Source organism: Caenibacillus caldisaponilyticus (assembly GCF_002003465.1).
Classification (GTDB): Bacteria; Bacillota; Bacilli; order Bacillales; family Sporolactobacillaceae; genus Caenibacillus; species Caenibacillus caldisaponilyticus.
Map to the genome: position 1 here is coordinate 55,259 of NZ_BDDQ01000018.1, position 12,539 is coordinate 67,797.

The 12,539-nt window shown below is 54.2% G+C and carries 12 protein-coding genes; 11 read left to right on the plus strand and 1 reads right to left on the minus strand.

From position 1 onward, the window contains the following. Nucleotides 1-18: 18 nt before the first annotated feature. From sucD to trmFO, 4 genes are all read left to right on the plus strand, one after another. Nucleotides 19-921 carry a succinate--CoA ligase subunit alpha gene (gene sucD, locus CCB157_RS06360; protein ID WP_077615067.1) on the plus strand — a complete coding sequence of 301 codons (903 nt, stop codon included), beginning with the start codon at nucleotides 19-21 and terminating at the stop codon, nucleotides 919-921. 165 nt (nucleotides 922-1,086) lie between these two features. Next, nucleotides 1,087-1,977 (plus strand): DNA-processing protein DprA, encoded by an 891-nt coding sequence (gene dprA, locus CCB157_RS06365; protein WP_077615068.1) that lies wholly within the window; start codon nucleotides 1,087-1,089, stop codon nucleotides 1,975-1,977. Between the two features lie 322 nt (nucleotides 1,978-2,299). Then, a complete protein-coding gene (gene topA / locus CCB157_RS06370) occupies nucleotides 2,300-4,372 on the plus strand; it encodes a type I DNA topoisomerase (RefSeq protein WP_077615069.1) in 2,073 nt (690 codons plus the stop codon). A 28-nt stretch (nucleotides 4,373-4,400) separates the two neighbouring features. Beyond that, nucleotides 4,401-5,708: an FADH(2)-oxidizing methylenetetrahydrofolate--tRNA-(uracil(54)-C(5))-methyltransferase TrmFO gene (gene trmFO, locus CCB157_RS06375; RefSeq protein WP_143286950.1), complete on the plus strand. Its 1,308-nt coding sequence runs from the start codon at nucleotides 4,401-4,403 to the stop codon at nucleotides 5,706-5,708. 413 nt (nucleotides 5,709-6,121) lie between these two features. Here trmFO and CCB157_RS06380 read toward each other — a convergent pair whose 3' ends face one another. Continuing rightward, a complete protein-coding gene (locus tag CCB157_RS06380) occupies nucleotides 6,122-6,505 on the minus strand; it encodes a hypothetical protein (RefSeq protein ID WP_077615070.1) in 384 nt (127 codons plus the stop codon). Between the two features lie 94 nt (nucleotides 6,506-6,599). Here CCB157_RS06380 and hslV point away from each other — a divergent pair, with 94 nt between their 5' ends. The 7 genes from hslV (at nucleotide 6,600) to fliF (ending at nucleotide 12,502) form a co-directional block, all read left to right on the plus strand. Continuing rightward, nucleotides 6,600-7,136 carry an ATP-dependent protease subunit HslV gene (gene hslV / locus CCB157_RS06385; protein ID WP_077615134.1) on the plus strand — a complete coding sequence of 179 codons (537 nt, stop codon included), beginning with the start codon at nucleotides 6,600-6,602 and terminating at the stop codon, nucleotides 7,134-7,136. Nucleotides 7,137-7,159: 23 nt separating this feature from the next. Further along, on the plus strand, nucleotides 7,160-8,554 hold the full coding sequence (hslU, locus tag CCB157_RS06390) for an ATP-dependent protease ATPase subunit HslU (RefSeq protein ID WP_077615071.1): 1,395 nt from the start codon (nucleotides 7,160-7,162) through the stop codon (nucleotides 8,552-8,554). Nucleotides 8,555-8,580: 26 nt separating this feature from the next. Next, nucleotides 8,581-9,357, plus strand: coding sequence for a GTP-sensing pleiotropic transcriptional regulator CodY (codY, locus tag CCB157_RS06395; protein ID WP_077615072.1), 777 nt, complete (start codon nucleotides 8,581-8,583; stop codon nucleotides 9,355-9,357). A gap of 377 nt (nucleotides 9,358-9,734) precedes the next feature. Continuing rightward, a complete protein-coding gene (gene flgB, locus CCB157_RS06400; protein WP_077615073.1) occupies nucleotides 9,735-10,124 on the plus strand; it encodes a flagellar basal body rod protein FlgB in 390 nt (129 codons plus the stop codon). Then, entirely contained in the window at nucleotides 10,124-10,576 is a 453-nt protein-coding gene (gene flgC / locus CCB157_RS06405) for a flagellar basal body rod protein FlgC (protein WP_077615074.1), read from the plus strand. Before flgB ends, flgC begins: the two co-directional genes overlap by 1 nt. 21 nt (nucleotides 10,577-10,597) lie before the next feature. Beyond that, entirely contained in the window at nucleotides 10,598-10,903 is a 306-nt protein-coding gene (fliE, locus tag CCB157_RS06410) for a flagellar hook-basal body complex protein FliE (RefSeq protein ID WP_077615075.1), read from the plus strand. A gap of 21 nt (nucleotides 10,904-10,924) precedes the next feature. After that, a complete protein-coding gene (fliF, locus tag CCB157_RS06415; protein ID WP_077615076.1) occupies nucleotides 10,925-12,502 on the plus strand; it encodes a flagellar basal-body MS-ring/collar protein FliF in 1,578 nt (525 codons plus the stop codon). The last annotated feature ends 37 nt before the right edge of the window (nucleotides 12,503-12,539 follow it).

A 12,539-nucleotide genomic window follows, 5' to 3' on the forward strand; every position in this document is an offset into this window, starting at 1 on the left:
GAAAGGTGGCAGGAACAGATGAGCATCTTCATAAATAAGGATACGAAGGTCATCGTCCAAGGCATCACGGGGAAACAAGGCCTTTTCCATACCAAACAAATGCTCGAATACGGCACCAAAATCGTCGGCGGCACGTCGCCCGGCAAAGGCGGCATGGTGGTGGAAGGCGTTCCGGTCTTCAATACCGTGTCCGAAGCCGTCGAAAAAACGGGCGCGAACGCCTCGGTCATTTATGTGCCGCCGGCTTTCGCCGCCGACTCCATCATCGAAGCCGTCGACGCCGGCCTCGATCTCGTCGTCGCGATCACCGAAGGCATTCCCATCCTTGACATGGTGAAAGTCAAACGTTTTATGGAAGGGAAAAAGACGCGCCTCATCGGTCCGAACTGCCCGGGGGTCATCACGCCGGGCGAATGCAAAATCGGCATCATGCCGGGCTACATCCACAAAAAAGGCCATGTCGGCATCGTCAGCCGCTCCGGCACGTTGACGTATGAAGCGGTGCACCAATTGAGCCAAGCGAACATCGGCCAATCCACGGCGGTCGGCATCGGCGGCGACCCGGTGAACGGCACGAACTTCATCGACGTGTTGAAAGCCTTTAAAGAAGACGAAGATACCTATGCGATCATCTTGATCGGCGAAATCGGCGGCACCGCCGAAGAGGAAGCGGCCAAATGGATTGCTGAAAACCTCGATAAACCGGTCGTGGCGTTCATCGGCGGCCAAACGGCGCCTCCCGGAAAACGGATGGGCCACGCCGGCGCCATCGTGTCGGGCGGCCAAGGCACGGCGAAAGCCAAGATCGAAACGCTCAATCACTACGGCATCAAAGTGGCGCCGACCCCGGCGGTCATCGGGGAGACGCTCATCTCCGTCTTGAAAGAACGCGGCCTCTACGAAAAATGCCTCATTCAATAACGGTTTGGAGCTCCCGCTTGACCGGGAGCTCTTTTTTTGGCAAAAGCGGCGCTTGGCAGAGCGGCGGGCTCACGGCATGATTGAAGAAGGAAAATCAAAACGGGGTATGGAATATAGATGATTGGCCTCAAATCCAAGAATCCATGAAAAGAGGGGCGTTTTCTTTTGAGTGTCCAAGAAAGATTGTTTCATGTCCACCTGTGCCGCGGCATCGGCCGACGCGGCATCCGGCGCTTGCTCCGTCAAGATCCGGACCTTGAACGGCTGTACGATCTGACCGAACGCGACCTCATCCTCGACTTTCGCCTCCGCGCCGACCAGGCCGAGCAGTTCCTCCGCGATCTCCGCACCGTTGATCCCTGCGCAAAGAAAGCGTTCTATGGCAAACAAGGCATCCAAACGCTCACCTTTTTTGACGATGATTATCCGCTTCCATTCAAACACATCCCCGATCCCCCGTGGGTTTTATACGTGATGGGTCATCCGGAATATCTGCGCTCAGAACCGATGCTCGCCGTCGTCGGCACCCGCCATCCCAGTGAAGACGGTTTGAAAAGCATGGAGCGCATTCTGAAGCCTCTCGTTGCCGAAGGCTGGACGATCGTCAGCGGGCTCGCGGTCGGCGTCGACGGCTTCGCTCACCGGCTAGCGCTGGCGTCCAAAACGGTCGCCGTTCTCGGCTCCGGCCTCAACCATCCCTATCCTCGCCAAAACTTATGGCTGTTCGATAAGATCAAAGCCGAACATGTCATCATCAGCGAATATCCGCCGGAAACGCCCCCGGCGCGCCATCGGTTTCCGGAAAGAAATCGCCTGATCAGCGGGCTTGCTTTCGGGACGCTCGTCGTGGAAGCCCGGGAAAAGAGCGGCTCGTTGATCACCGCGGACCAAGCTTTGGAACAAGGAAGGGAAGTCTTTGCGCTTCCCGGATCGATCTTGAATCCGAATGCCGCCGGGACAAACGCGCTCATCCAGCAAGGCGCCAAACTCGTCCGCACCGCCCAGGACATCCGCGAGGAATGGGCGGCGCGCCGCATCGCGGGCGAGTCCACTTAACTTTGTGGCCGATAAAGGCTGCGACGTGCGCCGATCCGTCCTGGCTGCAGGCATGTCGCTTTCCGGAGTGTTCGACAGCGGAGAACGCGGTCTCCAAGCGGTTGGGCAAAATGGAAACCCCTGTAGATACGCTGGCGCCATTCATGATGCATCATTTGGCTGTCAAAATTTTATGGGGACGAATATAATAATAAAGCGTGTCCCGTTCACATTAAATAAATAATGAAAAAGAGTTTCTTGGCGCTCTCATTTGACAAACGGATATACAGTCTTTAAGATAAGTGAAGATTTGATACTTTTTCAAAGAGGGGAGTGCCTTCTTATGGCGGATTACTTGGTAATCGTCGAATCCCCGGCCAAAGCGAAAACGATCAAGCGTTACCTTGGCAATAAATATCAGGTCAAAGCCTCCATGGGGCACATTCGCGATCTGCCAAAGAGCAAAATGGGCGTTGACATAAAAAACGGCTATGAGCCGAGCTACATTACCATTCGCGGAAAAGGGCCGATCTTGAAGGAATTGCGGACGGCCGCCAAGAAGGCGAAAAAGGTGTATCTCGCCGCCGACCCCGACCGGGAAGGGGAAGCGATCGCCTGGCACCTCGCGAACACGTTGGACATCGACATCGAGTCCGATTGCCGCGTCGTCTTCAACGAAATCACGAAGCCGGCCATCAAAGAGGCTTTCAAACATCCGCGCGCGATCAACATGGATCTCGTCGATGCTCAACAAGCCCGGCGTGTGCTCGACCGCCTCGTCGGTTACAACATTAGCCCGTTGCTCTGGAAAAAAGTGAAAAAAGGTTTAAGCGCGGGACGCGTCCAATCCGTGGCGCTGCGGCTGATCATTGAACGGGAAAGAGAAATTCAGCAGTTCGTTCCGGAAGAATATTGGACGATCGAAGGCCAGTTCCGGACGGGCGACGCGACGTTTTCGGCGCATTTTTACGGCCTGGACGGCAAAAAGACCGAGCTGAAATCGAAGAAGGACGTCGACGCCGTCCTGAAGGCGTTAAACGGCGAGACATTTACCGTCGCGTCGGTCACGAAAAAGGAACGGCTTCGCCAACCCGCTCCGCCTTTCATCACGTCGACGCTGCAGCAAGAAGCCGCCCGCAAGTTGAATTTTCGGGCGAAGAAAACGATGATGATCGCCCAACAGCTTTACGAAGGCGTCGACATCGGCAAAGAAGGCGCCACCGGTCTCATCACCTATATGAGAACGGATTCGACGCGCGTGTCGGACGTCGCCCGTTCAGAAGCGCGGGAATACATCCAGAAAACGTTCGGAGAGCCTTACGTCGGCCAAGGGAAAGGGCCGGCGAAAAAAGCGGAAAACGCGCAGGACGCCCATGAAGCGATCCGCCCGACCTCCGTTCATCTCTTGCCGAGCGACGTCAAACCGTATTTAAGCCGCGATCAATACCGGCTCTACAAGCTGATTTGGGAGCGGTTCGTCGCCAGTCAAATGGCTCCGGCCGTCCTCGATACCGTCCGCGCCGACTTGGAAAACGGCTCCGTTGTTTTCCGCGCCAACGGTTCGAAGGTGAAGTTTCCCGGATTCATGAAAGTCTATATCGAGGGCAGCGACGACGGCAAAGGTGAAGAAGAAAACTTTCTTCCGGAGCTTGAAGAAAAGATGACGGTGACGATGGAAAAAATCGATCCGAAACAACACTTCACGCAGCCGCCGCCGCGTTATACGGAAGCGCGGCTTGTCCGGACGATGGAGGAACTCGGCATCGGGCGCCCGTCAACGTACGCGCCGACCATCGATACCCTGCAGCGCCGGCATTATGTCGTGTTGGAGGATCGCAAATTCGTCCCGACCGAACTCGGCGAAGTGGTTTTAGAACTCATTCTTGAATTTTTTCCTGAAATCATCGACGTCGATTTCACGGCGAAAATGGAAAATGACCTCGATGCGATCGAAGAGGGCAAGGTCAAATGGATCGAAATCATCGACCGCTTCTATAAAGAATTTGAAAAGCGTCTCAAAACCGCTGAGAAAGAGATGAAGCAGGTCGAAATTCAGGATGAGCGCGCCGGCATTTTGTGTGAAAAATGCGGCCACGAGATGGTTTATAAAATGGGCCGGTACGGAAAATTCTTGGCGTGTTCGAATTTTCCTGAATGCCGCAATACGAAGCCCATTCTTAAAACCATCGGTGTCAAATGCCCGTCGTGCGGCGAAGGCGAAATCGTTGAACGGCAGAGCAAAAAGCGCCGCCTCTTTTACGGTTGCAGCCGTTATCCGGATTGCGATTTCGTCTCATGGGACAAACCCATCGCAAGGACGTGCCCGAAATGCGGCCAATGGCTCTTCGAGAAAAAGGGCAAAAACGGCGGCCACATTCAATGCGCCGCTTGCGATTATACCGAGCCACTCAGCTAGAATCAGTTAGAAACGGGGGGATTCGCCGTTGGCAGTGAATCATGTGAACGTCATCGGAGCGGGTTTGGCCGGCAGCGAAGCCGCTTGGCACATCGCGAAGCTCGGCGTTCCCGTCAAGCTTTACGAAATGCGCCCGGTCAAACAGACGCCCGTCCATCATACAGGAGATTTCGCTGAACTCGTGTGCACCAATTCGTTGCGATCGAAGCGGCTGACGAACGCCGTTGGGGTTTTGAAAGAAGAAATGCGCCGGCTCGATTCCGTCATTATGGCCGCCGCCGATGAAACCGAAGTGCCGGCGGGCGGGGCGCTTGCGGTCGATCGCCACCGTTTTTCCCGCTTGGTGACCGAACGGGTCAAAAGCTTGCCGCTCGTCGAGGTCATTCATGAAGAAGTGACGGACATCCCGGACGGCATCACTGTGGTGGCCACGGGCCCGCTTACTTCCGACGCGCTTTCCGAGAAGATCGCGCGTCTGACCGGTGAAGATTACCTTTATTTTTACGACTCCGTCGCGCCGATTATCGAGGCGGACAGCATCAATTGGGACAAGGTGTACTTTAAATCGCGCTACGATCGGGGCGAACCGGCGTACATCAACTGCCCGATGACGGAAGAGGAATTCGACCGGTTTTATGAGGCGCTCGTCACCGCCGAAAGAGCCGTGCCGAAGGACTTTGAGAAAGAAATCTATTTTGAAGGCTGCATGCCGGTGGAAGTCATGGCCAAGCGCGGCCGGGAAACCCTTTTGTTCGGTCCGTTGAAGCCGGTCGGCTTAAACCATCCGGAAACCGGCGAACAACCTTTTGCCGTCGTGCAGCTCAGACAAGACAATGCGTCCAAATCGTTGTACAATATTGTCGGGTTTCAAACCACTTTAAAGTGGGGCGAACAAAAACGGGTGATCCGAATGATCCCGGGGTTGGAAAACGCCCAAATCGTCCGGTACGGGGTTATGCATCGGAATACGTTCATCAATTCGCCCAAATTGCTCAAGCCGACCTATCAATATAAGGACAGGGAGACGCTCTTCTTTGCCGGACAAATCACCGGCGTGGAAGGCTATGTGGAATCGGCGGCCGCAGGCATCGTTGCCGGCATTAATGCCGGCCGGCTGGCGCTCGGGTTGGATCCGATCGTGTTCCCGCCTGAAACGGCGATCGGCAGCATGGCGCATTACATTACGAGCGCCGATCCGGCCCATTTCCAACCGATGAATGCCAATTTCGGCTTGTTCCCGCCGCTCGAACAGAAAATCAAAAACAAACAAGAGCGTTACGAAAAGTTGGCTGAACGAGCTCTGACCACAATTCAGAATGTTGTTACAAAATTGTAAAATCTATTGCAAGAGGCTCCTAAATTGTGATAAGATTTAGGAGCCTTTGGTATGAAGGGGGTAGCCGTGGAAGACAGGGTCCGTGCGTTTCTCCAGCATTTGGAACTCAAACGGCGAGCCTCAAGTTGATAGGCCTGTATCCACCGGCGCCGTCAAAGCGGCCAGCTTTGATGTGAATGTGAAATCCTGATCATTCGGGATTTCGGCGCCGTGACGCCGCCGATGTCTGCCTATATCTTTTCGCCTCGCTTGTGAAGGCGTGATGTCCGGCAGCCGGCCGCGGGCGGAAGCCCTTGGGGTTCAATTTGAGGCGGAAAACGGGTTTGCGAAACGCCTGTTCCCGTCGGTTGCACCCCCAAAAGGTCGCGACGGTTTCCGGAGTTTTTATATGGGCAAGAAATGGAAAAACTTTTTCATGTGTCGGATCGCACCTGCCCAACCGGTGGCGGGTGCGCGCGCGTGCGCATGAACAGCCACAAAGGCGGCCGATGACGATCCCGCCCTTCGGCGGATTGCGCGGTAAAAGGCAAATAGAAAAAATGCGCCGTCCCCGACCGCCTGCGCCCATTGGACGCCTGGGAAATCGATCGATTGCACGCGGGGATGGCATTCGTCCGAAGGCGCAGATGAGGCGCCGTTCGTCCGATCCAAAAGCGAACGGTCGTCGCTCCGGAGCTTTGGGCGATCGCCGGCCAATGGTTGAACGCGCAGTCCATTCGGCTCATGTTCATCCGCAAGCGCTCTTGCCCCACTCGTCCTTCATGCGAGAGCGGTTTGCGGCCCTTGGCCATGCCCATCTTTCCACAACCTAGAACTTTCGACTGGGAGAGGAACGAACGTCCGCGCGAAACACCGTCTTCGCGCTTAGGAGGGAAAACGTTGGACCCATCCATGACGTTTCACGGCACGACAATCTTTGCCATACAGCACAACGGGCAGAGCGCGATGGCCGGTGACGGTCAAGTGACGCTCGGCGAACGGGTGGTCATGAAACATACCGCTCGGAAAGTGCGCAGACTATATGAAGGGAAGGTCGTCGCGGGTTTTGCTGGATCCGTCGCCGATGCCTTTACTCTTTTCGAAAAATTCGAAGGGCGTTTGGAAAAGCACAACGGCAATTTAGTCAGAGCCGCCGTCGAATTGGCGAAAGAGTGGCGCAGCGACAAGATTTTGCGGCAGCTCGAAGCGATGCTGATCGCGATGAACAAGGAAAAACTCTTGCTCATTTCGGGGACCGGCGAAGTGATCGAGCCCGATGACGGCATTCTCGCGATCGGATCCGGCGGGCATTACGCGCTTGCGGCCGGACGAGCGCTGAAACGGTACGCCGGAGATATGAAAGCGGCCGATATCGCCCGCAAGGCGCTGGAAATCGCGAGCGAGATATGCGTGTTCACCAACGACCACATCATCGTGGAGGAGCTTTAATCCCTTAAGGAGGCGTCCCATCCATGTCTAGCGCTTTGACACCGAGGCAAATCGTCGAAAAGCTTGATCAGTATATCGTCGGCCAGGAAAAAGCGAAAAAAGCGGTGGCGATCGCGCTCAGGAACCGCTATCGGCGCAGTCTTTTGGATGAAAAGCTGCGTGAAGAAATCGTGCCGAAAAACATTTTGATGATCGGACCGACGGGTGTCGGCAAAACCGAGATCGCGCGACGCCTCGCCAAACTGGTCGGTGCGCCGTTCGTGAAATTGGAAGCGACCAAATTCACGGAGATCGGTTACGTGGGACGAGACGTCGAATCGATGGTGCGCGATCTCGTTGAAACGGCGATCCGTCTCGTCAAGGAAGAAAAGATGGCGGCCGTCCAGTCGCGCGCCGAAGAACTCGCCAACGAGCGTTTGGTGGAGCTTCTCGTTCCGTCGCGAAAAAAGACGCAAACGCCTAAAAATCCTTTCGAAATGATTTTTGGCGGCGGAAACGCCCAAGTGTCCGTTGACGACGACGAGGACGACCGTTCTCTTCGGGAGAAGCGCGAGCAAATGCGCAAGCTGTTGGCGCTCGGCGAACTCGAAGATCGCATGGTCACGGTGGAAGTCGAGGAAAGTCAGCAACCGGGCATGTTCGATCTTTTTCAAGGCGCTGGCATGGAACAGTTGGGGATGAGCATGCAAGATCTGCTCGGCAATGTGCTGCCCAAGCGGAAAAAGCGCCGGAAATTGACCGTGCGTGAAGCCCGGAAAGTGCTCGTGCAGGATGAGGCGCAAAAATTGATCGATATGGACGAAGTCATCCAAGAAGGCATCCAGCGCGCCGAACAGTCCGGCATCATCTTCCTGGATGAAATCGACAAAATTTGCGGCAAGAACCACCAATCCGGTGACGTTTCCCGCGAAGGCGTGCAAAGGGATATTTTGCCGATTGTCGAAGGATCGACCGTCATGACGAAATATGGCACGGTCAGAACGGACCACATCCTTTTCATCGCCGCCGGCGCTTTTCATATGGCGAAGCCTTCGGACCTCATTCCCGAGCTCCAAGGCCGGTTCCCGATCCGCGTGGAGCTCGACAGCCTGTCGGTCGACGATTTCGTCAACATCTTGACGAAACCGAACAACGCGTTGATCAAACAATATCAGGCGCTTTTGAAAACCGAAGGTATAGATGTTGAATTTTCAGACGAAGCTATACGTAAGATCGCGACCATCGCCTATGAGGTCAATCAGGAGACCGATGACATCGGGGCGCGGCGTTTACATACCATCTTGGAGAAACTTTTGGAGGATCTGCTGTTTGAGGCTCCGAACATTTCTCTCCAAACGGTGAAGATCACGCCGGAATATGTCGATGAAAAACTTGGAACAATCGCAAAAAATCGCGATTTAAGCCAATACATCTTGTAAACAAATGACTAGGAGGATTGAAAACGATGAATCTTTTGGAGAAAACGAGAAAAATCAACAATATGTTACAGAAAGCGGCAACGCCAGTTAACTTCAATGACATGGCTGAAACTCTGCGCGATGTCATCGAAGCGAACGTCTTCGTGCTGAGCCGGCGCGGGAAGCTTCTCGGCATGGCGCTGAAATTGGAAATCGAAAACGAACGCATGAAGGAAATGTTCGAAAAACGGCAATTCCCGGAAGAATACACCCAAAGCTTATTTGCGATCAACGAAACATCGCCCAACCTTGACATCAACAGCCCGTACACCGCTTTCCCCGTCGAAAACAAGGATCTGTTTGCCGATGGTTTGACGACGGTCGTTCCGATTGTCGGCGGCGGCGAACGCCTCGGCACCTTGCTCCTTGCCCGCTTGAACAAAACGTTCACGGAAGAGGATTTGATCTTGGCGGAATACGGCGCGACGGTCGTCGGCATGGAAATTCTCCGTGAAAAAACGGAAGAAATCGAAGAAGAAGCCCGCGAAAAAGCCGTCGTGCAAATGGCGATCAGCAGCCTCTCCTACAGCGAACTCGAAGCCATTGAACACATTTTCAATGAACTGGATGGAAAAGAAGGCCTGCTCGTGGCGAGCAAAATTGCCGACCGCGTCGGCATTACCCGTTCGGTGATCGTCAACGCGCTGCGCAAGCTGGAAAGCGCGGGCGTGATCGAATCCCGGTCGCTCGGCATGAAAGGGACTTACATCAAAGTCCTCAACGACAAATTCCTCGTGGAACTCGACCGAATTCGTCACGCTTAATCCGGCCGATCAGGCATATACGCCTTCCCCGGAAAGCGCGTTGCTTTGATGAAACCCCTGTGACCCGTTAAGGTCATAGGGGTTTTTTTTTGCCCGAAAACCCCGTGGCGATGAGCGGCCGGAACGAATCAGGAGCAGCGCGGGCAACCCGATGGATATGAGGGGCTTGAAACCGCGAGATGCGCTTTGAGCGCCTAAATCGACCGGCTTGTGATCAATGTCTCACAAGGGTGTCGAAAAAATAGTAAAAAGGACCTAAAGGTGTCCAGGACTTTTTTATCGAATTTTGTGGAAGGAGCGAGAAATATAATGACATGGGGCGAATTCTTGTTAAAATACTTATATAATGAAATGGGTATTGAAAAGAGGCGAAACACATGAATCTTTTTGGAAGTACACCCATTCCGTCATTAGAAAAAGCCTTGGACCGTGCCGACCTTACCCAACGCGTCATCGCGCAAAACATTGCGAATGTGGACACCCCCGGCTATAAGGCGAAAACGGTCGCCTTTCGCAATGTGTTGCAGAGCGCGTTTCAGGCTCGTCGTACGGATCCAAGGCATTTTGCGTTTTCGACGGATTCCGACGACGGCGCCCGGGTCGTCACGGACTGGACGACCACCATTCAAAACAACGGCAACAACGTGGACATCGATAAGGAAATGTTGAATCTCGCGACCGACCAGATCGCCTATCAGGCTTACTCGGAAGCGATCTCGAGAAAATTCAACGAATGGAACATCGTGCTTAAAGGAGGAAATGGATGATGGGTTTGTTTACCGGGATGAATATTTCCGGATCCGCGTTGACCGCCGAACGGCTGCGCATGGACGTGATTTCTTCCAACATGGCGAACGCGGACACGACGCGGGCGGAGAAAGTGAACGGCCAATGGGTGCCGTATCGTCGGAAAATGGTCGCCTTTTCAACCCAACCGTTGAGCTTTAGAGATCAATTGGCCGCGGCGGCCGGCCAGGGCGGAGCGCCCGACGGCGGCGTCCGGGTGAGCGCCATCGTCGAAGATGATACGCCGTTTAAGCTCGTTTATGACCCATCCAATCCCGATGCCGGTCCCGACGGCTACGTGCGGATGCCTAACGTCAATCCGTTGAATGAAATGGTTGACCTTATGAGCGCGACGCGATCGTACGAAGCCAACGTGACCGTCTTAAATGCCAATAAAAGCATGCTGATGAAGGCATTGCAGATTGGACGTTGATGAGGAGAGGAGAGGTGCAACATGCCATTCGCCATTCAGCCGGCCGGCGCCACGCCCCAGACCGTTGCGGCCGGAGCGAAGCCAGCAGCCAGCGCGGCGAGCGTAGAGAAATCCTTCTCTAAAGCGCTGGGAGACGCCATACAAAAGGTAAACGATGCGCAAATCGAGTCCGATCAGCAGGTGACCGCGCTTGCGAACGGCCAGGCCCAGAACTTACATAACGTCATGATTGCGCTGGAAAAAGCGGAGATTACGCTCAGGCTCGCCGTGGAAGTGCGCGACAAGGTGATCAGCGCATACCAAGACATCATGCGCATGCAAGTCTAGTCGCTGTGGAGGAGCCGTCTGATGAATGAGAGAATAAAAACCTTTTTAAACAGCGCAAAGGAACGATGGAAGAAAACGACAAAGAAGCAAAGACTCTGGTTGTTCACCGGGCTTGGCGTCGCCGCCGTCGCCTTGATCGCCCTCATCTTCTTTTCAACTTATAAACCCTATGCGCCGCTGTACAGCGATCTGTCGCCCGAAGAAACCGGACAGATCAAACAGACGCTTGAAGCCAAGGGAATCCCTTATAAAATCGGCAAAGACGGCACGACGATCAGCGTTCCGAAAGATCAAGTCGACGACTTGAAAGTGGAACTCGCCGCCGAAGGGCTGCCGAAAACCGGTCAAATCGATTATTCCTTCTTCGGAAAAAACGCGAACTTTGGCATGACGGACAAGCAGTTTGACGTGCTGGAACGTGCGGCCGTCCAAACGGAACTGTCGAACCTCATCTCCGGCATTTCCGGTGTTCAGTCGGCCAAAGTGATGATCAACATGCCCAAAGAAAGCGTCTGGGTCAGCGATAAACAAGGAGAGGCTTCGGCGTCGATCGTTCTTCGTCTGAAACCGGGATACCATCTCACCGACGAGCAGGTCAATGGGCTGTATCACCTCGTATCGAAGAGCGTGCCGAACCTCCCTGAAGACAATATCGTCATTATGGACCAGAACTTTAATTATTACGATAAAAATTCGGCCAACAACGCCGATTCGACCCTTTCCGTCTATCAACAACAGCAGGAAGTCAAAAAGGATATCGAAAAAGACATCCAGCGCCGCGTCCAACAAATGCTTGGCATGATGATGGGCATGGACAAGGTTTTGGTCAACGTCACGACCGATATCGATTTTACGAAACAAAAGACGAGCGAAGATCTCGTCGAACCGGTCGACCCCAATACGATGCAAGGGCTTGCGGTATCGACGGAACACATCACGGAAAGCTATCAAGGCAGCGGAGCGGGCGGCGTCGTCGGCACCGGAAACAACCAAGTGCCCGGTTACCAATCGGGGGGCAATGGCAACGGCAATTACCAACGCGTGGAAGACCGGATAAACTACGAGTTTAATAAGATTCACAACGATATTCAAAAAAGTCCTTACCAAATCAAGGATTTGGGGATCCAGGTGATGGTCGAACCGCCGAATCCCAACAATCCGGCGTCGTTGTCGAACCAAACCGTCCAAGACATAAAACAAATTTTAAACACCATCATCACCACGTCGCTGGGCGATCAGGCAAGCAATTTGACGCCTCAACAAATCGCGAACAAATCGGTCGTCACCGTCGAGAAGTTTAACGGAAAAGTCACCGGAACACCGAATCCGAAAACGGGCATTCCGCTCTGGCTGAAAATAGCAAGCGGTGTTGCCGTCCTGCTGATCATTGTGTTGATCTTCGTGATTCTCCGGCTGCGCCGCCGGGAAGAAGACGAAGAACGGGTAGAAGAAATTCAGCCGCAAGCCGTTCAAGATCAGAAAATCGATCTGCTCGCGGGCGGCGAACAAGATGATAAGCGCAGGCAGCTTGAAGAGCTGGCGCGGAAAAATCCCGCGGAGTTCGCCAAGTTGTTGCGCACGTGGCTTTCGGAAGACTGAGGCGGAAGCCAGCGGTAAAAACGTTACCCATGTCGTT

What these genes read in the sequence shown, in the direction of transcription:
- hslV (WP_077615134.1), top strand. Translation starts at nt 6,600, where the DNA reads ATGACGTTTCACGGCACGACAATCTTTGCCATACAGCACAACGGGCAG.
- codY (WP_077615072.1), top strand. Translation starts at nt 8,581, where the DNA reads ATGAATCTTTTGGAGAAAACGAGAAAAATCAACAATATGTTACAGAAA.
- flgC (WP_077615074.1), top strand. Translation starts at nt 10,124, where the DNA reads ATGGGTTTGTTTACCGGGATGAATATTTCCGGATCCGCGTTGACCGCC.
- fliE (WP_077615075.1), top strand. Translation starts at nt 10,598, where the DNA reads ATGCCATTCGCCATTCAGCCGGCCGGCGCCACGCCCCAGACCGTTGCG.
- flgB (WP_077615073.1), top strand. Translation starts at nt 9,735, where the DNA reads ATGAATCTTTTTGGAAGTACACCCATTCCGTCATTAGAAAAAGCCTTG.
- hslU (WP_077615071.1), top strand. Translation starts at nt 7,160, where the DNA reads ATGTCTAGCGCTTTGACACCGAGGCAAATCGTCGAAAAGCTTGATCAG.
- topA (WP_077615069.1), top strand. Translation starts at nt 2,300, where the DNA reads ATGGCGGATTACTTGGTAATCGTCGAATCCCCGGCCAAAGCGAAAACG.
- sucD (WP_077615067.1), top strand. Translation starts at nt 19, where the DNA reads ATGAGCATCTTCATAAATAAGGATACGAAGGTCATCGTCCAAGGCATC.
- CCB157_RS06380 (WP_077615070.1), bottom strand. Translation starts at nt 6,505, where the DNA reads ATGGGCATGGCCAAGGGCCGCAAACCGCTCTCGCATGAAGGACGAGTG.
- fliF (WP_077615076.1), top strand. Translation starts at nt 10,925, where the DNA reads ATGAATGAGAGAATAAAAACCTTTTTAAACAGCGCAAAGGAACGATGG.